Origin of the sequence: Bacillus mycoides (assembly GCF_018742245.1) — a bacterium.
Classification (GTDB): Bacteria; Bacillota; Bacilli; order Bacillales; family Bacillaceae_G; genus Bacillus_A; species Bacillus_A cereus_U.
In genome coordinates this window covers 13,035-35,649 of the sequence record NZ_CP036134.1, presented here as the reverse complement: position 1 = coordinate 35,649, position 22,615 = coordinate 13,035, and the positions used below count along the sequence as shown (strand labels likewise).

The window sequence follows — 22,615 nt, the reverse complement described above, 5'->3', positions numbered from 1 at the left end:
CTTTTTGGCAATAAAAAAAGACCAGCTTATTGCTGCTCCGGTTTCTTATTTATTAATTGTCGTAGTAGTAATTCTTCTAATTTTGCGATTCTGTTTTCTTGCGTTGCTAACTGAGTAGCTTGCGCCTTGACAGTTTCCTCAAGAGTTTCAATGCGCTCTCTATCTGCAAGTTGCTCAATACGGATTTTTTGTTGTGAAGCGATGCTCATAGTCACTAGAGGGTAAGCCGATACAGCTTTTCTATCATCAGTAGCTAAGCAATCAGGCATATCCTCAGCAATAAATCCATACTCCATGGGGACGTCCTTGATAGTTGGCATTGGCTCTTTGTAGCCACCTTCAACGATAGCAGAACGTTTAGCATAAAGCTTAGCCATTTCATTCTTACGGTGATACTGCTTAGGCTTCAGCTCCATAAGAGTCTCAAGAGCATCTACTTGAATGTCCTTAATAGCTGTTTTTACTTGCTTAGTTGATTCCCACATGTTTTGAGTTAGATATACTTTATCTACACGGATATTCTGCAAGGCACTACCAGACCCATTATTAAACTCGACTCCATACTTAGTATATTGGTCATGATTTGGAACACGTAATATGACTCTATCAGCAATCTTGATATCTACGGATTCCCATTCCTCATTCATACGAGCCCTTCTATCGTGAATTTCTACAGTACGAGTTCTATAATCATCAGCACCCTTACTAGGACGACTATGGAAGCCATACACACCACTATAAGCTTCAAACTTCATTGAGCTAAGAGTCCTCATATTTATATCCTGTAATGAATTAGGGGCTTGAGTTGTATCTACTTTAAAGTGTCCTTTAGTAAAGAATGATACATCTCGTCCAGAATCAATCCTTATATCTCCCATGTATCCCATTTTGATGAGCGACTTGTAGTTGATGTCATTACCGTTACGAGAATCGGCCATACCTATGCGGACATCCATTAGAGAATTATCTCCAAACTTTGGAGTCCTTTGCTCTACAAAGAGAGTCCCTGCAATGTCAACCTGATTCGTGCCATTATAGTTATTCCCTAACACCAGAGCAGTCCTTACAACGCTATTATCTAGAGGGACAAATCCTAAGTAGCCTCTCACGAGATCCGCCCCTGATTTAGTTTCAATAAGGGATAGATTCTGCTTCTCAAGTTTCATCCAATAAGGGGAGTTCGCTAAGTCTGCTGTAGTGATAACTACTCCGTCGAGACGTCCTGACTTAATAGAGTCAGCCGTGACAGCCCCTCTAAGGTTTATCTTTTCCGCTTGAATCAATACAGCTTGAGCTGTTTGGTTAATCGTTGAAGCAATATCCCCCGATTTAACTCGTAAGTCGATCTGCTCGGAGTTTAAATTAATTTGTGACTCATGGCGCTCAACCATTGCTTTATCACCAAAAGTACCGTTAGCTTCTTGCTTTGTATATACTTCCTCTTTCACAGCTCTAAGATTAATAGCTTGCGTGTTTTGTTCGATAGCCGTCTGCATCGTAGTTACTTTTTGGTTGAACTCAGAAGTAGCAACTTTCTTCCCTATCTCGCGGACCATTGCGTTATAGTCTCCCATATCCTTAGTGTTAGGGATAAATACGCTCTTAGTTGTCCCTTTTTGGAACATAGGGTTACTCATGTATATAGATCCATTACGCCTTACACCACAAGTTATCTGTAGGTGAGTTACCGCTATTTTCATAGCAGGAAGAGTAACAACAAACTCTTTCCATACGCCGTTTTCGATTACCTCATTAATGTTAGAACCTACAGCCCCTACTAGCTTGTTACCGTTAAAAGCTTTAATCTCTGCATAGAGACCGTCATCTATGGAGTTTTTATTTGTAGTGTAAACCATAGCCCTATATGTGTAGTCACTATTGATATCTACATCGCCTATAACTTGGTTGATACCTGTCCAAGATTTATCCTCATGGAAGTCAGCGCAATAGATATTGATTGAGTTTTCTCCACCGTATTGAGGTTGTACAACTGGCTCGAATTTTCCTTTAGAAGTGTCAACCGTATATGTTCCCCACTTATCAATAGAAGGCAAGTCTTGAATAGGGTCACCGTATTGATTTATCTCTTTCCACCTAAAGGGAGCATTTAATATAAGGTTTGGCTCTCCTATGGTCCCTACATAGTCTTCCATCTGCTTCTCAGATACTTTCAAGCTAATCTGATTGTTTAGCTGTGTGATAGCGCTTGTGTTTTGTTGAATAATGTCCCCATGCTGACCTTGTGTTTGCGTTAGCGTTGTGATGGTTTGAGAATTTGAATCTGTAGTCTGCTTAACTTCGTTCAGCGTTGTTTGCATTGTTCCTTGGTCTTTTTGTACTTTTGAGATTGTAGCAATATTCTCATCTACCGTTTGTTTAATCTCGTTAGTCTTCTGAATAGCGTGGTTTGTATCTTCAGGAGCAGCCCTCCAAGTGTAGACTTTATCCCCAACGGTAATCTGTGGAGATGCTTGTTGATACCATTGGTCACCTGCTAAGCCTTCCCATATCTCGACACGTAGCCAGTCTTCAGTGTTCCACCCTTCAATGTTCATCATATTAGCTGTTACCTCAAATGATACACTTGATCGACTCCACTCGGAAGTTACAGGAACCATTTCTGTACCGGTCTTACTCCCAGTGAAGTAGAAACTATGGCGCTTCTCGCCGCTAGGCAATCCCTTAATACGAGTGTAAATTGAATAGTTAAGAATATCTCCTGTTTTAACTACTTTACGTCGCACTAAATCTGCGAAGTTATAGGCGATGCCTTGCCACGCGCTCTGAGTTTCTGCTACACGGTTACTCATGAAAGTATCTTCTGCAATTCGTACTGCTGTATCATTCTTTAACCACCAACGATTAGTCCTATCGGGTCTAGTTAATGCACCCTCAAATGTCCCTGATTGAATCATTAAGTTTGTTACGTTGTCATTGATGTTGCTAACTTTAGTCTCAACACTAGTAATCTTCTGAGTATTCTCATCTACTGTTTGCTTAATCTCATTCGTTTTCTTAGTTATTTCTTGTTGAGATATTTGGATATTGCTCCAAGGAGTAGCAAATGAGCCTTTTTCTACTTTTAAGTTTCTAAACCATATTTTCTTTCCGTCTGACTCTGCTCCTTGTGGGAATCTGATGCGAAACATCCAGGCTTTGCATTTTACATCTAACTGGAATGTATATGACAATCTTCTCCAGTCGTAAACTGTCTCTACAAACTTACGTGTGGGCGCTGTCCATTGACCGCTCACATATTGAAATACAACTATCTCTACTGTAGAAGTCTCTGCTGATAAGTCTGCTGAAATAGTAATATCTTTCAGTACATCAAAGCCTCTCAGGTCATTTTGTAAGTAGTCACCAATTTGGAAAAAGGAATCTTGGTTGTTTGTACATACCATTGTTGTATAGTCATTTTCAAATGTGTGAGTAGCTTGGTGGAAGTGGCTAGATACTGGATCATTACCGATGATAAACTTAGGGAGCACATGGTCAGCAGAAGAATCATATAGGTGGTTCTCATTATTGATAGAACCCTCTATTTTTGTAATTGTAGCTGTGTTTTCCTCGGAAGTTTGCTTTACAGTGTTCACCGTTTGTTTAACCTCTGTTAAGCCATCGCTTAATTGATTTATTTCTGTTTTCTCAGCTTTTTGAGTTAAAGCTTCCTCTGTTTGCTCTACAGTCAATTTCATATCTGTGAAACGTCCATCTTTAAAGACAACATCAGGTATTTCTATAACCTCTTGTTTTAATTTGTTAATGTCTTGCTCTGCTTTTGATACAGCATCTTGTAAATCACGAGCTGCTTCTTCAAGAGGTTTCGTATCAGGAGTAATTCTTACCCAATTCCCATCTTTCCACAGTTTCATAACTCTATTGTTCGGGTCCGAATTGTCCACCCAAATAGTTTTACCGTCTTTCAATCCCTCTGTAGGTGCTGTTGGTTGTTCAATAACATTTGCTGTATTTTGTTCTACATAATCAGCTGTAGCTTCCGCTAAGTCCTTAGCTGTTTGACTTTCTTTCTCTGCTTTCTCTGCTGCTTTCTTAGCTTCCTCAGAAGTTAACTCCGTATTACCTACACGGTTAGCAAGCTCATCGAATAGCTCTTTTGGGACCTTATCCCCTAAGCTAGATAGAATACGTTGATATAGACGACGTAGCTCTGCATTAGGATCTACAATCTCTCTATAGTTACCGAATTTATACTTAGTAGCTCTGTTATCCTTGAAAGACTCATCTCCTGCGATTACACGAGCTTCTAAGTATAATGGAGGCGTTAAAGTGATATCTTTAATACGGATAGTATCACCTTCATTTACTGCTTCATGCTCAAATCCCGGGATACGTGAGATATCAACAGCGTCCACTTCATAACTAACTATGGTATCAATACGCTTTTTGATTTCTGTCTTACCAAGCTGTAACAGTCGTGCAGGAGTCATATCCTTGTTGTCAGTCTCTGGAGTGTAGAATCCAAAACGATGCTTCCCGTTACGGTTCCAACGTTGATACGCGTCTTCATCTACAATATAAGGTACTCCATTGTTGACGGACTCAATAGTAATAATCTTCTCAGAGCCATCCTCATTTTCTCCCATAACGTAGGGAATCAATGCAGTGATAATAGCTTCAGAGTTTTCTGTACGGCGGATACGGTTAAGGTCTTTACCTACAGTGACCTCTTTGCCATTATCTCTGCCTCTACGCTCAATGAAGTCCACTTTACGCTTAATAGTATTAGCGCCTCTGATTTCCACTCTGTAGCGTAACTCACCCTTCTTCTCAAATAGTCCAGGTAGTTGTGAAATTAAACCAAGAGGAGAAACAAACTCTTTAGCTGTCATTGTACGTTTACCAGTTACCTCTACAATGCCTCGCTCCCAATCAGTGTTCTTAGTAGCAAAGTCAATATATTGCTCAGGAGTCCTAGATTCAAACTTTTGAGGTTTGATAAAGTCATCTGCATCCATTAGAATCCACTCACCAGAAGCGAATACCTTTAGAGTTTTATCTGTTGAGTCTTTATCTGTCTCGGTAATCACATAAGGGATAATTACGCCTGGGCGTGTTTCTTTTAGGATTAAGTTTTGCTGCTGCATATAAGGTGCAAACTTTGACGTTTCCAGAATAGTTACATCTAAAGTATCAACGTTGTTTTGTAACTCCCAATGGCGTATGTCCTCTACGTATTCACTAGGCTTCAATGACGCAATAATTTGCTGTGTTTTATAATCTACTATGTGTAATTCGCCACTTGGTTTTCTCATGCCTTATAGATACCTCTCTCTATATTTTAGTTTAGCCCTTCCCACTGAAGCAGGACGGACAATTATTTCATTTGCTCCTTCATCTACTGTGGGATATTCACTAAATAGATCCTTATAAGGCATCGCACTTCTTCCATTGATGCTTACAAGTGAATTAGCTGTATCGATAACTACTTTGTCACCTGCATCTACAATGTAAGGCGTTTCATCTATGTTTAGGCTGTAGAGCTTCCACACGCTCAGCTCGTTAATTCTCAAAGTCATGATTGTATATTCGCTTTCATATTTAAGAAAAGCTATTGCTACTTTAGTTACTGGCTTCTTGGTAGCTGGATTACTGTCATCCTCATCCGTCCAGTAGTTAACTAGAGAAGTCCCATCTACTCCATTAGCCCCATCATACTTAGCAAAGTAAACGCTCCAAGTTTTCCCTCTACGAGCTACTGATATATGCCCGTAAAAGTCATTGAATGTAGTAGAGTAATAGCCTGTAGTATCAGCCATCACTTTAGATCCACCTATAACAGCATTCGCTTTTGTCATAACGTGAGAAGGAAACATATCATTCATATTTATCTCTGCTATTACTGAGTTATCATCCGCTAACATGAGCAGGACTACCTTTCCTACCTGATTAAAGTAAGATGAGAATAGTTCTACCTTCATATCTGCTTTAAAGTCGATGAGAGGACCTCCTGGGATTGGTCTTGAATAGATAGGACCGTGATAACCTGTACCGTCTCCATATAGCTTGGTAGCGAAGTATGAGCCTTCTCTTACTTCCATATCCCCCGCAGCAGTATATCCACCTATAGTGCCTGTCTCTTTAGTCCAGGGCACTACTGTATTACATTCATCAAAGATAACTCGATCTTCTTTCTTGACTACTTTAGTTTGAATCTCAGTAGGGTAACCGATACGAAAATATCTATCTTTGTTCCATACATCGATGTAAGGCGTCTCTTTCAATACGTCAATCTCTATGACTGGTTCTGAGTGGACTGTCCCTTTATTGTCGAATTTAGCACTCAAGTTTGAATTCGTGATACTCATCTCATACTCTTGCGGCAGTCCCAACTTGTACGGCATCGGGCAGATAAACTTAATTGTCCCCTTACCTCGGAATACTAACTCATCAAGCTCTGCGCTATCATTGATAACCGCCATGTATACCCTATCTTTCTCATCATCAAAGATAAGCTCTTTAGCTTCACCATGTACGAGCCACTTTGCAAGGTCTTCTTTCACCTTCTGCATAGCAGACTGATCAGTGGCTTTTAAAATTACAGGGACTTCTATTTCCCTTACGTTTGTATTTGTTTGTATAAGATGTGCTCCAGGCATTCCTGGGACATTTAATAGTTCTCTTTCAACAGGAGACCATGCCGGACGGCTGAATCCCATTAGAATAAAGATGTAGTCTTTACGTATTCCATTAAATGAAAAACTTCCTGACATGTATTTCTCTCCTTTCAGTGCATATAAAAACACCTCCACTCATTAGAATGAAGGTGTTACAGTTGGTTTAAATTGTGCTAGACGTTGTTTTCGTCTGTTATTTGTTGTTTCGACAGGTTGTGCTAATACTTCACCGACAATCTTTTTATCCATTACGATATAAGTATCCCCTGTAGATCCTGCTCCTGTGCTATCCTGTGAAACGTTCTTTTTAGTTACAACTGTTTCCACTCCAGTTACAGTTGCTTGCTTCATGATTGGAGGTAGTTTGATAGATCCACTTGTAAGGCTTGCAATATCAGGCATTGAACCAGTTATGAAATCACCTAAGGCAATATCCTCTCCTAATTCATCAAAAGCTCCAATAATAGCGTTTGCCATTCTCTCAGTCTCCTTAACAGCATAACTACTAAGGGATACGATACCGTTAGCAAGTCCTTCAGTTACGAACTCCCCCATACCATACATTAAGCGAGAAGGTGAGTGGATATCAAAGAAGTCAGCAATTCCATCTTTAATACTAGAACCGACCTTTTTTACAGCAGAAACGGCTTTTCCAACCATTCCAGTGATACCATTAATTAAACCTTGAATAATATTTTTACCTGCGTTTACAAGCCAGTTTCCTGCATCTGAGAAACATTTAGTTATCCCGCCAATTACTTTACCTGTGATGGTTGATAGAAGCTGTCCTATTAATGATAAGATACCTTTAATCAGTTCTGCGAGAATCTGCATCCCGGCTCTCCAAATCTGAGGTAAATTAGAGATTAAAACCCTTACTATTTCAACGATAAGTTTTAGCGCGGTAGAGATCAGCTGAGGTAAGATCTGAATAATACCTTTAATCAGCTCTTGTAGGATTTTCATCCCCGCCTGCCAAATTTTCGGCAGGTTATCTATCAAAATTCTCACTAGCTCTATTATGATTTTTATCCCCGCATTTATCAGATCAGGTAAAATTTTTATAATTCCCTTAATGAGCTCCATTAAAATTTTCATCCCTGCATCAAGTAGCTTAGGGAGATTCTGTAGTATCATATCGCAAAGTTTAGTAATCAGAAGTATAGCTGTCTGTATTAGTTGGGGTAATACTTTTATAATTCCATCTATCAGCGCCATTAGGATTTTTATTCCTGCATCAATAATTTTGGGCAGAAGCGACACTAAAGATTCGACTAATTTATTTATTACCTTGATACACGCATCAATAATCGCAGGTAAACTTTTTACAATTCCGTCAATTACTGCCATTAGGATTTTTATTCCTGCGTCTAGCACTAGAGGTAGCAGGACACCAACCGTATTTACCCATGAATTTATCATCGTAGTGACCACATTTACGATTGTAGTCACTATTTGAGGTAGGACCTGCACGATCCCCTCTATTACCTTAGTCAAAATTTCGATTCCTTTGTTGAGGAATTCAGGGAGATACGTAGTGATTAGCGTTACCGTTGAAGTTATTATGTTGGTAATTGAGCTAGTCAGAATTGGCAACATCGTATTCATTCCCTCTACTATCGTAGGAAGGAAACGTGCTGCAGTGATTAGTAATGCAGGTAACCCGCCTAAAAGTAAAGAAATCAATGTAGGCATGATTGTCATGAAAATCTGACCTAGTTGAGAAGTGTCTCCACCTAATGCTAACTTGAATGCCTCTACTAAACTTAAAATTGATGTCTTAATAGATGTAACCATATTAAGGATAATGCTACCCATGAAGTCCGCTACTGGTTGCCATGAAGCGGGTAAGTGCGTAAACCAGTCATTCATCAAGTCACCGTCTAATATGACACCTAGAAAGAATTTACTTAGGTTTGCTAGATTCTGACCGAACTGAGTTATCACGGGAAAAGCCCCAGTAATAGCGTTACTCATAGTAGCAATTATTCCGCCAATCGACTCTGCTACTGGTTGCCATGTCGCAGGTAGATGAGTAAACCAGTCATTCATTGTATCTCCATCTAAAGCAACACCTACAAAGAATCGACCTAGGTTTAATAGATTCTGACCAAACTGTGTAATTACAGGGAATAGTCCAGTGATACTGTTACTTATCTTTGCTAACACTTGCCCAATCGCTTCAGCAACTCCTTGCCAACTCTCGGGCAGATGAGTGAACCAGTCATTCATTGTATCTCCGTCAGCAATTACACCTAAGAAGAATTTACCTAAGTTGAGCATGTTTGTGCCAAAGTTTTTAATGGCTTCTATACAACCGTTAACGGCGTTTCTAAATGTCTCACTAGTTTTATAGAAATGGGTGAAACCTACTACGAGTCCTGATATAGCTGCCGCTAGAATCCATACAGGGGCGCTCATAGTAGCAAACATTGTAATGATAGGCATCATGATAGGTCGTAGCGCAAAGAGGATTGCTCTCAGCCCTTTAAAGTAGCCTATCCCTAAAGCTAATGGTGTCATAACTACCATTAAAGCAGGGACTATCATCAGCATACCTTGAATGAATTTTGCTATCGTAGGATGAGCCTCATTGAAGGCTATGACCATTTCAGCAATCTTTGCTATGAAGTTATACATAGGAATCATAACCGCAGCAAAGGCTTGTCTCATAGGCTCAAACGCCTTAGCAAGCTTTTCTAACATGTTGTTGAATGCTTCAGCGTATTGCGTATTCTCTTTCATTACAGATCCATGTAGAGCTCCGTAGAACTTAACAGCGCCTGCTGTAGCGAGTCCAAACACTATAGGCATGTGCATCATCTTAGCATTTAAATCTCGGATGAAGTCATTATATTGCTTTACAGAAGCATTAGCTCCTAAGAATTCAAGGGCTAACTGTTGAGGTGATCCGCTACGTGCTAACCTGTCTAGAGCGTCTGTAGCATGTAAGGCAAGCCTAGCCGTACTATATAGAGGGTTATTCATTACAGTTAGATTGTTTTGCACACGAGAAGCCATAGAGGACATATTATTCATAGCCCCTATAGTTTGCAACATTGATTGCATATACATGCGGTTACTATTCATGGCTTGGTCATTAGCTGACTTCATAGCTTTCCCATAAGAGTTAGCTTGTGAGATTAACTCATTGACGCTACCTGTGTAGTTTCCTGTCTGTTGTCCTAATTGGAAGAATCCATATTGAGCCTCTATCTGAGCCTCTCGCACAGCTTGCATACCTGCTTTTTGTTGGCGAGAGGCGTTTTTCATTTCATTCATCATGTCCATATGAGCTTGTGACACTTGAGTATAGCCTCTAGCAATATCTCTATTCATCTGAGTAAATTCACTTCCGAAAGTATTACGCATTTCCCGCGCAGTACTTCCCATATTAGAACCTACTCGGCTTAATTCTCTATTGGTTTGCTCGACGTCTCTTCTAATATTCGAACTATCGAGCCTGGTTTGTATCTGAACTTGTCCATCAGCCATAGCGTATTTACTTCCTTTGTTTTATTTTTTAGAGGGCACTCCTCATCCGTACAGATGCAAGCATTACAAACCCTATAAAAAAACTCAGAATGCTCTATGCGAGCTTCTATTCTTGCTCGGATGCATTTGCTTTCTGTGCAAGTCCCATTTCTCGTATAGCTCTCTTACGTGCTTCCTGCTGTTGTTGGAATTCTTTAAGTTGTTGCGCTTCACGTTGCGCTTTAGCTTGCGGCAACTCATAGTGCTCCTTCATCTTCCTAGCGTGTTTCACTTCATCAGCATTTTCCTTTGTCTTCTTAGGAATCTCGCTAGTTCTATGCTTGATTGCTATTTTCATTTGAGTATCATCAGAAAGGTTATTGAAGAGTGCTATAAATTGATTCCATAAGAGTTTTCCTTGCTGTTCAATCAAATCAATCCGATAGTCATAAAGAAAGGATGAGTATATTCTCTCAGCGTCAATAGTGAAGTCCACTACAGGAACACTGGAAGATTCCTCATCCTTGTCTTCTCCACCTGGGGAGCTGTCTGTATGCAATTGATTGCTTTCTAATTCACCTTTCTTGCCGTCCTTTTCTAATTCAACATTAAGTTTCTCTCGGAATATGAGTTTAAGTAGATCCATCTTCTGAGTAGTATCTAGTTGGGCTAGCAGGGAGTTTTCTACTACAAGCATATGCAGAGCGGTGATTGGCTTTTGGTTTTCTCTTACAGTAGCATCATCAAATAATTGGAACATAAGCAGGATATTATCAAAAGAGAGGTTAAGTTCTACAGCTACCCCTCCAAAGTAGACAACATCGTAACTTCTTTCTGTGAGACTGAATAATGACTTATCCATATGTCAGCACCCTTTGTTATTACTTCTTGATATTAGCTAAATACTTGTTGTTTACTTTGCCTGCACTCTTCTGTAACTCATCTTGTACCAGGTCCATCATGTAATCGATTAGGCCTACTAAGTTCATGCTAGAGCGTCCAGCTTTATCATAAAGTTCCTCGAAAGTGTCAGCACCTAAGAAGATCTCGATAGCATCTCTCATTAGTTCCTTCTGCTTCTCAGCCATCTCTTTAAGTTGCTCCACAGTTGCCTCCTGTACGTCTGGTACTAGCTTCTGAGCTTCTTGTACTTTAACTTCATACGCTTTAAATGACACTTGATATTGAAGCATTGAATCATCATCAAAAGCTACACGGTAAAGCTTACCTGCAACGTCGATTTCCTTGTAAGTTTTATCGAAATTAAATTGTAATACGTTTGATACAGCGTTCATTTCGTTTGTCATAATTGGTAATCTCCTTTTAAGTTGGTTTTGTATTATCTCCGTCGAGACTGATTTAAAGATATTCGAATACATTTAAATGCAATATGTTAGTCATTATTGATAAATGAGGGACTAGAGAATACTGCTCCCTAGCCGTCTCATATGCTTACTACTTAGCCATATCTACCTTAAGGAGCAACTGGCTCAGTGTACTCAGGGACGCCGTCAAACGAGATAGTGAACTCAATCTCACCTTTAGACACAGCGTCACCACCTGGAACTTTAATGTCAGAAATAGTAGCTCGACCTTCAAATATTCCTCCATCAGGCTCAGTTACACGGAATGGAATCTTACGGGCTTCACCTGTTTGGTTAGCCAATCGCATAATGTAGTTTTGAGCTTCGTCCTTATAGTCACGGTGGCCTTCAAATCCGTAAGACATCATGAATCCGATAACATCACGCTCAGAGGCTCCGCCTCCGTCGAAATAAGCATTCTCTTCAGACTCTTCATTGTTATCAGGGTCTAAAGAAGAAATACCGCGAGCAATGCGTGTCCATTTAGGTGTAGCTGATCCTTTTCCTAAGTCGATGTCAAATTTGTAAAGATGATTTAATAAAAATGCCATATATTATTTACCTCCTATTTCTAATTCCACACTAAATAGTGCCGTATATATAAACTCGTTAGCATCTGTTTTCTCAACGAAATTAGGCTCCACATACACATTCAATCGTCTTAGTGTATAGGAGCCATCTATAGCGTTAAAAACACGCTTATGAACGTTATTCAATTCACGTGCAATTGCTTCTGTAGTGTTATTAACCTCTAATTGGTTATCACTCTTCACAAGCACTTGAAACTGCTTATTTATAATCTCACCTTCGAAATATTGTTCGCCAAGAGCAGACGGGATCATCCGCATGGCAATGCTTTTTCTTGGAGTATTGTTAGTTCCCATATCTAACAAATCAGCCTTTATATTAGCGAACATTATTTTCGGTGGTAATGTAGTGTCTAAATGATTTTTCACTGAATCTATCAACCATTTCATATGAATTACCTACAAATTGTCTTTCGTTTTTTGTTCTACTATTCGAACCCAGTCATCTAAGTGGGCAGCTTTAGCAGCTTCGAACCATAAGCCTTGAGCATTAGTATTGGTATCGTGAGAAAATTTATATTGCGGATTGTAATACAAGCGCCGCGCATAAGGAGTGTTCCATTCGACATGACCTTCTCCCAGTTGACTGAATCTAACACCAGAACGAATTAACTCACCAGTATCTTCCGGAGCATAATAATTACTGTCCTTTAGAACTTGCTGATCTAGAGCAAACTGAGCTTTTTCAGTCGCACTTATTACCTTGCTTTCAAGCATACCTGTATCAACTTGAACATTTACCCGAATCATACAAGTATCACCTCCACATGGTGAAGTCTGCTGCGATCATACAAATCACTGACTTTGCTAACGGTCATTTCTTTTCCGTTAAATATGACTTTGGATTTCTCTTTGAAAGTAACTGGAGTTGAATGTACTGCATCATGGAATAACAGTGTTTGCATAACGACACTATCCCCATTACCATTCAATACAACTGATCGTTTAGGTTCAATTCGAACTCTTTCAATCGTTATAGCGGGTGCATAGTTATCATTACCACCCCAAGTATCATCCTCGCCCTTATAATCCAAATACTCGACTGTATGGATTAATAATGACCGTCTAATTGGTTTAGCCATTCACGCACAACCCTGCATATAACAAACCAGTCGGTCTAAGAAACTTCGTAACTGAAATTGCATACTGAGTATAGAAATTAGCTGCGGTATTATCTCCTGCGCTCGTTCCGTTTTCAGAATAAGCACCAACAGAGAAACCACCGCCACCTTCACTTACAGTTGCGGAAGTCTCACCATTGATTACTAAGAATTCAACTTGTGCAGCAGTAGCTTTTTTCACTTGGTCACGAATAAAAGGAGCGACTTTATCAAAGTCAACTCCTTGAAGTTTGTAACCTATGACGCTATCTATCTGTTCACTGGCTCTTTTTATCATTCGATTTAATAACGCTACATCTGACACTGGAGTCCCTTCGTAGTCGTTATTATAGTAATCAACATCTATATAAGGCATATGACCACCTACTTAACAGCTTTTTTCGGTGCTTTTAACTCCGCTAATTCAGCCTCTAGCGCATCGATTTTATCAAGTGCTTGATTGTACTCTTGTACCGAAATGTTACGGCCGCCAGTAGCACGTTTCAGAATCTTGCCTTCGTCGTTAATTTGGTCGTAACCGTCATTAAGATAGCTTGCTAAAAAATCTTTTTCGATATTAAGGACTTTATTTAATCGTTTTACTTTTACTGCACTACTCATGTAACCACCATTCCTTTCATAATAAAAAGAGAAGCTGTAAAAGCCTCTCTTATGCAGAAGTAATATTGAATTTAACGCCGTCTACTTTAGCTCCTAAGATAAATACATCCCAATATTTACGCTCGTAGTAAAGGTATTTTCCACCTGTTGTCGCGCTTGGTTGATCTAAGCTTACGAATTCATATTGTTGTGGTGATACTACTGATAGCGGATGAACTAAAATCATGTTGATTTGTTTTGCAGCCGCATCAGCTACAGCTCCGTTTGTAAAGTTGTAAGCTGTTTTCATACGAGAAGAAGGAACAGAAACGATAGTTACATCATCAAGTGAATATACACCGCGATTCGCATCATTTTCCCCTCTACCCTTGATATCAAGATTGCGCTGAATACCCTCTGCTTCTTTTAGCAATTTCTTAATAACTGGCGTTACATAAAGGATACGTCCTTGTTGTGGAACTTCCGCTTCATCTTGCTCTAACATCATTTGATCAAATACACCTAACACATTCGATTTATCTAATACAGTAACGTCAGCTGTTTTACCTGCTGCAGTATATTCAGAGTAAAGTTTAGAAGCCATGTATTTATCATGTTCTGGTGTTGCTTCTTCATCGTTGAATACGCGTGTAATGTTCGCGATTGTTAAAGCCATGTTTGTTTCGTCAACGTCAACTGGATCAACTAAAGTACGGAATTCTCGGTCATGACCTAAAGTTTTTGGCTCAAATGAGTTATCGACACGACGAGTAGTGTTACCTACAACATCACGGTTAACGTCAGTATATCCACCTACTTTAATGCGTGGAATTTGAATCGTTTTAGCACCAGACCATTTTACGATTGCGTTATTAGGTGTATTGTATAATGCTCCGAAAGATAAACCTTGTGCGAATTTTTGAACAAGCACTTCTTGATATTGTGTAGCGTAATTTAAGTTAGCCATTAATAAATCTCTCCTTGTTTTAAATGATTTTTAGCAAAACAAAAAGCCATCTATAAAGATGACTCGTTTAAAACCTATTGCTTTTTAACTCCGAATGCAGTAGCCCACTTTTCGGATTCGGTCATCGATTGTTGTTGATGTTGGCCGTTAGAGAATGTAGGTTTCGGTTTACCTGGATCGGCAGGTGGTTCTTCCACTACACCTTTGAAGTAAGGGTGCTTTTCCACAACCATTTCAATAGCTTTTGTGATGTCTACATCATCACTTACCTTTGTTTTAGCAAGAGTAATAACATCGTTTATACTATCTTCTTTAATACCTGACTTAATCGCAGCGTTCTCTGCTTGCAAATTAAAAAGAGACTCATTTTTTTCTTGTAACTGAGTCTCATACGTCGTTAACTTTTCATCTCGCTTTTGCTGATCTGTTTTTAAAGATTCTTGATGCTCATTCCAACCTTTTAATGTATCTTTTAGTTGGTTTAAGTCTTCTACACCGAGTTTCTTTAGTAGCGCTGCTTCTTGCTGTTGTTTAGCTTCATCCATCTGCTCTTGTGTGAAAGTAACAGGTGGAGTAACATCAGGGTTTACAGGAGGCTCCGGCGGTGTTGCAGGTGGCGTTACATTTGGATCACCTCCTTCCGGTACAGGTGGTGTTGCGTTTGGATCTTCGGAAAAATGTTGCATTCCGTTTAGTCGTAATCTAAATGGTTTTAACATATTAAAGAGCCCCTTTCTCTGTAAGTTCGCATTGCAAACGGTATCCTTCTAATTCCCAAATCTTATTAACGATTCTTTCTTTGCAACATTCAACGCCAATTTTCACATCATAATTAGCAGGATCTACACATACGCTTGATTCAGTAAGAATAAATCCGTTTGGTAATTTGGCAACTACTACTGTGCGCTTCCCATGAAACTCTTCTATTGTCCAATGAGTCTTTTCTAAAATACTATTAATATCTTCCTGAGTAATCGTGTTTTTCATTATGATTCACTCCTATATAATTTGTTCTCTATTAGATTGACGTTTTCTACCTGTAGCTTTTATGAAGTCCCTCATGTTAGCCTGACGTTGTGATACTTTGTTTTTAGCAAATTTTACGCCATCTGCATCACCAATAGCTTCTAACATCTTCACTTCTCTTTTTGCTTTTTTGATTTGTCTTTCTAATGATCGCTGTTGTTGACTTTCTTCATACGCTTTTTCATTTTCGGATTCGTCGTATGGTTCGTATGTTTGTTTAGACATACCTTCGATATAGACATACTTAATATGACGACAATTGCAACCTAATAAGCCGGAAGCTTCTCCGTATGTTGTCGTTGAAAATGCAGGATACTTTTTGCTCTTTCCGCTCATTGAATAAATCTTACCTTGATACGGAGCGCATCCGGGCCTAGCGGATAAATGCGAGCTTACTTCAACTAAATCAGCGTCGTATTCCTTCATACGTTCATCCTGCATCTCATTAGCAACGTTATTACTTGTGGACCTGCAGACAAGATTCACATATCCTTCTGTACTCCAACGTCTCCCTGCCTTATCAACTAAAGCAGGAATACCTTTCTGAGCCCATTTAGAAATAGTCTGTCTAAGTGCTTGTTGCGGCGTTATAACACCACCAAGCACTTTCCCTACCGTTTGATTTAAAACATCAAGATAGACTTGTTGAGCCTGATTAAGCATCGTTGTATTAACGAGATTAAAAGTCTCTAATGCTTGTCTTTCATATGCATTTAGAATGCTGATTAAAGCAGCGCTTGTTGATATTGGAGGCGCTACTTTCAATAGTCCTAATTTAACAGCCTTTGTATAAATACTTTCATGCTGATCTATCGCGGCTGAACCTGCATTTTGTAGCATTGCTTTCACTTCTTCAGCCGTTTTACCGCTATGACGGGCGATAGTATTTAATTGCTGTTTGTTTAGGACTCCTAATTTATTTAATTGAACCATTCTCCAGTGTTGATATTGTTCGTTACTATCAGCAGTTAGCAGCAGATCCATATCGTTTTTAAGGATTCTGGCCATGTTTAAAAGCAACTCTTCTTCAATCGCATTGTAAATATCAACTACGAATATAGAGAGCTGCTGTAATTTCTCAGGAGGTAATGCCATGATTACTCAGCTCCTGGATCATTATTTTTCTGTTGATTCCCTTCCAATCCGAAGAAATCAACATTTTCAGGAAGGGCCATTCTATTCTCTTCCGTTATTTCTTCTAATAATTGTTCTGCTTCTTCTTCAGAAACACCGTGTATTTTCATGATAGCTTTTTTCTTACTCGTTAGATTGGCTGAAACAAGTAAGATTTGCTTATTAATCTCGGCTGTTTGGTCCTCGGCAATAGAATCATCAAAAGTAACTGTCACTTCATAGTCATCAGTACTTTCGAATTCTTCATATAAAGAAGCAACTTCGATAATAATGTCCACTAAATCGCGAATTCCATCTTCAATAATCGTTTCATGTGACTGCTTCGTTTTAAATGTCTTGGAGTTCTCGCTAACAACCTCTGTAGCTGTTTTAACTCCTTGTCCATCAAAACTAAATGCTCCAGTTGAGAAGCCCGTTTGCATCGAAAGGTAGTTTAATAGAGCGTTAATAGCTGCTTTATGTTCTTCTACACGTAACTCGACAGAAATATCTTGTATCTTCTGTGCGTTATCTTCGAATTTCATAGCTTCATATACTTCATCTGTAGCATCGAAATATCTATGAGACATACCAGACTGTGGATCAGTAACGTGTTTAATAGCAGAAGCAGGTACAATAATACGTTTCTTCCCTAATACGAACTCCCTTTGGAAACTATCAAAAGCAGTATCTAGAGCTTTCAATACATCTAGTGAATTCGCATAAGTAGAGATGCCGAGCGGTGAATATAAGTCGAAATTATTCGCTGTATTCGGTTTGAAGTAAACGAACATCGGTTTAGATAAGTTATCAATACGAACTTCTTCTTCTAAATCAGCATATAGAGCGGATAAAGAAACCTTTGTGCCTAATTCACCTTTATTTTTACTTTCATACAGTTCATTTTTAATTACATGCTGTTCTCCTTCGATTAAATGCCATTCGAGCAGCGTGTAATACTTGTCGCCTTTAGTCGATTCATTTATAAATACACCTTCAGTGACTTTGTTGTTGTCCCACGATACAGGGATAAAGCAGTCTGCTGTAACGTACGATAGTTTGATACCACCATCCCAATACACTTTGATAACCATTCCACCAAGAGCTAACATGTATTCTAGGTATCTTTGAAATTCTCTTGTAAAGTTATTCTCATCTAAAACATTTTTAATATCACTTGAGAGCTTTTCATCTGAGATATTAATAGAACATTTCTCATTAAAGATAAGAGAAGCCATCTCTTGTGATACGACTTTTGCCATGTTCAATGAAGCCATACGGCGTTGTTTTTGCCCTTCAATGGTTTGATATTTAAGATCGTGCCATTCAGCAAAATGTCCGGTGTAAATAGCTTTCCACATATCGATTAACTGATATGATTCTTCTTTAATGGAGATTTTTCTATTATCGGTAACTTTCTTGATACCTTTTAATATGCCCAACTTATAAAGCACCTCCTTGCATTTATTGATGATCGCTTTAAACATGCTTTCACCACCTTATTTAACATAGTTCTTATAGAAGTAATTGTTTGAATAGCGAGCTTCGTCTAAACAATGGTTAAAATTATCAATCGGACTTCCGTTGTCTAAACGTACATACATACCAATCTCTTTTAAGAAATGGTAATGATCATATTCGTCACACTCAACAAGAAAGAATTGCTCGTTTGTAATGGAGTTTTGAAGTCTTTCGATACCAACTTCAATACCTTTCGCTGATCCAGTAACATCATGCGCATTATTGTCTGCTCCAGTTGTATTAATTCCTATTAAGTGAAGTTCTTCTCTCAATGACTTACAGGCCGGATCGACAAACACTTCTGTATAACGCATTTCAAAGCGTTTAACGCACCATTCTATAAACATCTTTATTTCTTTAGCGTAAGTGGACATTGCTTTAACTTGTCCTGTTTCACTACCGCTATGACAGTAGTTAGCAACTCGGAACATTCTAAATTTACCCTGAAAACGAGTTATTATATTACAGCTACATGAAGTCGCATCACTTTGCCCACCATCCGCCGTAAAGAACATTTCAAATCGTTCGCCTAATATCGCATGTTCGATATTTTTATTCATATCAAACATCGAATAAATAACACCTTGAGGCATTACACGTTTACCGTACCAATCTCGCTCCAATAGATACGGATTCTTTGCCAGTGTATCGTGTATTTCCTGTTTCCTTACATCTGTTAATATCGGGTTATCTCGTGGAGTCCAATGAGTCCAGCGTGTGTTTTGAACGTCAAATACTTCCGATATAACAGGATGATTAGGAGCAGGAGGGTTTAAGTCTGCCAAATGGTAACGGTCCTGCGCTGCGAATGTACGTCGAAAACATTCTTGTATCATTCCCATATTCAATAGATTAATTTCGCAGAATACAACGCTACCAAGTGACATCCCTGTAATAGCTCCGACACTGTTGCTTTTCCCTCCACCTTTATAAAACACTTTCTTAATACCATTCGGCGTATGGATTTCTAAATGAGATCCAAGTTCGTTATGCTTTATCTCAGCTAATTCACCGAAAATATGAATTAAACCAGTACCGTCGCCATCAATAAATAATCGCTGTGCTTGTTCTTGGTTGTAAGCAACAATTAAATGGTTCGCATCCCTGGAATTAATTAAGTATCTTGCATATCTAAAATGACCTGCAGTTGTCTTTCCGGAACGTGGCGTTATGTACCTTCGTTCACTTCTAATGTGTAGTTAAAAGGAGCTTTAATTACGCTCTTTTGCTTCTCAGAAAAAATGATCTTAGGCATAGCACCACCCCCTTTTATTACTCCAATACATCCATTAAGGATTCTAACAATGAAGTATCTTTCGTTTGACCGCGTAATTTTTTAGCACGTAATTCAGCGAATTCTGTTTCTGCTTTCGTCTTATCAAGTGTTAGACGCATGTTAGCTATCTTCAGCAATCGTTCATCATCCTCGTGCGCTAATGTCACGAAACGAGTGATTAAATTGGATAGTGTAGTCATAGCCTTTGAATAAGCCTGAAGCAGCTTTGCCTGTTTATCATGAGCAAAGTCTATCGTGTATGTGGTGCTTTCTCCAGACGACGTTATTTCCTCTGACATATCATCCTTATCCCTAACATGCATGATGCGTTGTGAATTCATAATGTTAAAGTATTGTAGATGGATAGCACTCCATAACATATCTATTTCAGTATGGTTTTGTATTTCATCAAGTAACTCCATTGCGTGCGGATCATCGTTAGGAATTATCTTTTTGAATAATCCATGTGTAGTTGCATTGTCATTTCCTTTTGGTGGACCATGACCTACAGCATTCTTATTACCATACTTAGGACTCTTGTTACCAGGATTACCAACTGCATTCTTATTATTAAGGGGTGCACCTGTTTTCTTGGTTTGGGTGCATCCTTTTTCATCATTTGGGTGCACCCCTTTTCGATTCCAACCATGCCTTTTTCTCCAAGACTTAATTGTATTCACACTAACCTCGTATTTCTCAGCCAGTTCCTTATACTTCATACCTTGCATGTAATCTTCTTGAGCTAACTCGTGTTTTTGTTTCACTTCACATCACCCACCACCTTCTATATTAATAGGAAGTAATTTGTCTAACTCCTCCTTGTGCTAAATGCTTTATAAAATTCGCTACTGTAATTGTTCTACTATCTCATTAAATAACTTCTGCCCTTTTTCCGGATATCTTTCTAATCCGCCATCAGCAAAGTATTCACCTTCGTTACTAATCATTTCAATCAACACTTCTCCCTTTTCCCAAACCTGTAAAGAGAATGCTACACATGATTCAAATTCTTTTAGTGCTCCCTCTCTGTCTGTAGTAGCTAACATAATATCCATATCAGCATTGTCCCACATCACAACTGTATAGATCAGCATGAAATCACCTCACACAAAATAAAAAAAGCAGCTGTTAGGCTACTTTAAAGTAAATGATTTAATCTTGAGTTCCCTATGCTTTTTAGACCAGATAAAGAGTACATAATATCTTGATGTTTAACCATTCTTTTATGATTGCGCGGTATCTTAAAATCTTTTCTATGCCCTTTCAATAAGTTAATGGTTTTTATATCCATATTAAGTGCATCGGCTAGAAGATTAGGGTTATATCCACTATCTAGTAAGGAAAGAACCTCGTAAAACATTGATGTCCCACCAACCAAATTAATTAACTCTTTTTTAAGTTTGTTTCTTTCTCTGACTCTATTCTTCTGCGCCTCCAGTATTTCTGGTGTTGTTTCACGTTGCTTTCCTTTTTCGATATCTCTAACAACATCTTCAATTGCAGCTTGTTCAAACGCTTTATCTCTTTTAGCAACAAGTACAATAGAACTGTATTTTTCATTTGTACTTTTAATGTATTCTGTATATAGATCAGGGAATTCTTCTTGTACTTCTTTATTCAATACTGTCTTATATTCAATCATACAGGTAATCTCTAATAAGGAGCGTTTTAATGGACTGTCTTCAATGATATAAGCGACTTTATTAAATAAATGTGAATGGTCTTTTGTATTTGAATAGCCTTTGAAATGAGCTTGAACTCTATTTTTTATCCTATGAGCTTTACCAACATAAACAATCTTATCGTTGTGGTCTGCGATTAAGTAAATGCCACTGTCGAGATTGTGTATTGTATTATAAAAATCTTGAAAACGCATGAAATTTAATTCTCTCATATCGTTACTCATCCTACATAATCCCCTTTTCTTTTGCTCTCTCATAAAGAACCGTACGACTTACTCCAGTAACTTCGCATATCTTTTTAACTGTGTAGCCATTATCTTCACGATTAGCGAGCAACTCTAAAGCATGCTCCATTTTAGGGTTTTTATCACCGTATTTCTTGGGTCTTCCTTTATATACGCCGCGTTGTTTAGCAAGGTCTATCCCTTCTCTTTGGCGCATCTTGAGTAAGTCCCTTTCCAACTGGTTAACACCAGCCATTACAGTGAGTAGGAAAGTACTGTATGGGTTATCACTAGTCGTATCAAGCCAAGTATCTTTTATTGATTTAATCGAAGCACCTTTACTCTTAATCACTTCGATTAGCTCAAATAAATCCTTTGTACTACGGCTAATACGAGTTAAATCAGTAACAACAATCGTGTCACCTTCTTTTAAACTATCGAGCATCAATTGTAGTTCTTCTCTGTTTGTTGTTACTCCGCTTGTTTTCTCTTCATACACATGATCACATCCATAATCATTTAGCTGTTTCAATTGTCTAGCTAAATTTTGTTCTTGTGTAGAAACACGAGCATAACCAATTATCATAATATCTTCCCCTTTGTCCGTTAACGTGTTCGGAAATTAATTCTAAGTACATAATACCATTTATTTTCCGTACATGTAAACAGGACGTTAAGAAATATGATGAATTCGTTTACTCTTTTGCGTCCGTATAGGGTAGACCTAAACAGGACATTTAACTACCTCTATTTCCGTTCGTTGTGTTCGTTTGTTTTGTCAGACTCAGCAAGCTCATCAATGATATCATCAAACACTTCTGTTCTATCAAATTGTCCCCATTCACTACCACTATAGATTTCATTATCACATGCACTACAAGTTAGGTCGTATTCATATCCCTCACAACCACACGATGCCCCACACGTTGTATTCATATAATAAATATCACCATCATCGTTAAGATGACCACACTTCTTACATTCGATCGTCTTTGTCATCCCCTCACCCCTTATCATCCCTTAACAACAAACAAGACGCCACC

21 protein-coding genes and 1 pseudogene are annotated in these 22,615 nt (G+C 38.6%); all 22 read right to left on the bottom strand.

The window, feature by feature from the left end; translation table 11 throughout:
* Positions 1 to 26: 26 nt before the first annotated feature.
* Positions 27 to 5,276 (bottom strand): phage tail spike protein, encoded by a 5,250-nt coding sequence (locus EXW56_RS26575; RefSeq protein WP_215597650.1) that lies wholly within the window; start codon positions 5,274 to 5,276, stop codon positions 27 to 29.
* Positions 5,277 to 5,279: 3 nt separating this feature from the next.
* Positions 5,280 to 6,734, bottom strand: a complete 1,455-nt coding sequence (locus EXW56_RS26570) for a distal tail protein Dit (protein WP_215597649.1) — start codon at positions 6,732 to 6,734, stop codon at positions 5,280 to 5,282.
* Between the two features lie 42 nt (positions 6,735 to 6,776).
* Positions 6,777 to 10,133, bottom strand: coding sequence for a phage tail family protein (locus EXW56_RS26565; protein WP_215597648.1), 3,357 nt, complete (start codon positions 10,131 to 10,133; stop codon positions 6,777 to 6,779).
* 106 nt (positions 10,134 to 10,239) lie between these two features.
* Positions 10,240 to 10,974, bottom strand: a complete 735-nt coding sequence (locus tag EXW56_RS26560) for a Gp15 family bacteriophage protein (protein ID WP_215597647.1) — start codon at positions 10,972 to 10,974, stop codon at positions 10,240 to 10,242.
* A 19-nt stretch (positions 10,975 to 10,993) separates the two neighbouring features.
* A complete protein-coding gene (locus EXW56_RS26555; protein ID WP_252197300.1) occupies positions 10,994 to 11,419 on the bottom strand; it encodes a hypothetical protein in 426 nt (141 codons plus the stop codon).
* 167 nt (positions 11,420 to 11,586) lie between these two features.
* On the bottom strand, positions 11,587 to 12,027 hold the full coding sequence (locus EXW56_RS26550) for a phage tail tube protein (protein WP_215597646.1): 441 nt from the start codon (positions 12,025 to 12,027) through the stop codon (positions 11,587 to 11,589).
* Positions 12,028 to 12,030: 3 nt separating this feature from the next.
* Positions 12,031 to 12,453, bottom strand: coding sequence for a minor capsid protein (locus EXW56_RS26545; protein ID WP_215597645.1), 423 nt, complete (start codon positions 12,451 to 12,453; stop codon positions 12,031 to 12,033).
* A gap of 9 nt (positions 12,454 to 12,462) precedes the next feature.
* Positions 12,463 to 12,813 carry a minor capsid protein gene (locus tag EXW56_RS26540; protein ID WP_215597644.1) on the bottom strand — a complete coding sequence of 117 codons (351 nt, stop codon included), beginning with the start codon at positions 12,811 to 12,813 and terminating at the stop codon, positions 12,463 to 12,465.
* On the bottom strand, positions 12,810 to 13,145 hold the full coding sequence (locus EXW56_RS26535) for a putative minor capsid protein (protein ID WP_215597643.1): 336 nt from the start codon (positions 13,143 to 13,145) through the stop codon (positions 12,810 to 12,812). Before EXW56_RS26535 ends, EXW56_RS26540 begins: the two co-directional genes overlap by 4 nt.
* The gene (locus EXW56_RS26530; RefSeq protein WP_215597642.1) at positions 13,138 to 13,539 is read right to left on the bottom strand and encodes a head-tail connector protein; all 402 of its coding nucleotides are present in this window, start codon (positions 13,537 to 13,539) and stop codon (positions 13,138 to 13,140) included. Before EXW56_RS26530 ends, EXW56_RS26535 begins: the two co-directional genes overlap by 8 nt.
* Positions 13,540 to 13,547: 8 nt before the next feature.
* Entirely contained in the window at positions 13,548 to 13,784 is a 237-nt protein-coding gene (locus EXW56_RS26525) for a hypothetical protein (RefSeq protein WP_215597641.1), read from the bottom strand.
* Positions 13,785 to 13,833: 49 nt separating this feature from the next.
* The gene (locus EXW56_RS26520; RefSeq protein ID WP_215597640.1) at positions 13,834 to 14,730 is read right to left on the bottom strand and encodes a capsid protein; all 897 of its coding nucleotides are present in this window, start codon (positions 14,728 to 14,730) and stop codon (positions 13,834 to 13,836) included.
* A gap of 74 nt (positions 14,731 to 14,804) precedes the next feature.
* Positions 14,805 to 15,449, bottom strand: a complete 645-nt coding sequence (locus EXW56_RS26515; protein ID WP_215597639.1) for a hypothetical protein — start codon at positions 15,447 to 15,449, stop codon at positions 14,805 to 14,807.
* Position 15,450: 1 nt separating this feature from the next.
* The gene (locus EXW56_RS26510) at positions 15,451 to 15,717 is read right to left on the bottom strand and encodes a Gp49 family protein (protein WP_215597638.1); all 267 of its coding nucleotides are present in this window, start codon (positions 15,715 to 15,717) and stop codon (positions 15,451 to 15,453) included.
* 12 nt (positions 15,718 to 15,729) lie between these two features.
* Positions 15,730 to 16,851, bottom strand: a complete 1,122-nt coding sequence (locus EXW56_RS26505) for a phage minor capsid protein (protein WP_215597637.1) — start codon at positions 16,849 to 16,851, stop codon at positions 15,730 to 15,732.
* Between the two features lie 2 nt (positions 16,852 to 16,853).
* Positions 16,854 to 18,356, bottom strand: coding sequence for a phage portal protein (locus EXW56_RS26500; protein WP_215597636.1), 1,503 nt, complete (start codon positions 18,354 to 18,356; stop codon positions 16,854 to 16,856).
* Positions 18,357 to 18,368: 12 nt separating this feature from the next.
* A pseudogene (locus tag EXW56_RS26495) lies at positions 18,369 to 19,645 on the bottom strand (PBSX family phage terminase large subunit).
* Positions 19,646 to 19,662: 17 nt separating this feature from the next.
* On the bottom strand, positions 19,663 to 20,430 hold the full coding sequence (gene terS, locus EXW56_RS26490; RefSeq protein WP_215597635.1) for a phage terminase small subunit: 768 nt from the start codon (positions 20,428 to 20,430) through the stop codon (positions 19,663 to 19,665).
* Between the two features lie 81 nt (positions 20,431 to 20,511).
* Positions 20,512 to 20,760, bottom strand: a complete 249-nt coding sequence (locus tag EXW56_RS26485) for a hypothetical protein (protein WP_215597634.1) — start codon at positions 20,758 to 20,760, stop codon at positions 20,512 to 20,514.
* Between the two features lie 44 nt (positions 20,761 to 20,804).
* Positions 20,805 to 21,560 (bottom strand): GIY-YIG nuclease family protein, encoded by a 756-nt coding sequence (locus tag EXW56_RS26480; RefSeq protein WP_215597675.1) that lies wholly within the window; start codon positions 21,558 to 21,560, stop codon positions 20,805 to 20,807.
* Positions 21,561 to 21,573: 13 nt separating this feature from the next.
* Positions 21,574 to 22,158: a recombinase family protein gene (locus EXW56_RS26475; RefSeq protein WP_215597633.1), complete on the bottom strand. Its 585-nt coding sequence runs from the start codon at positions 22,156 to 22,158 to the stop codon at positions 21,574 to 21,576.
* 161 nt (positions 22,159 to 22,319) lie between these two features.
* Positions 22,320 to 22,571, bottom strand: coding sequence for a transcription initiation factor TFIIIB (locus tag EXW56_RS26470; protein ID WP_215597632.1), 252 nt, complete (start codon positions 22,569 to 22,571; stop codon positions 22,320 to 22,322).
* Positions 22,572 to 22,615: the final 44 nt, after the last annotated feature.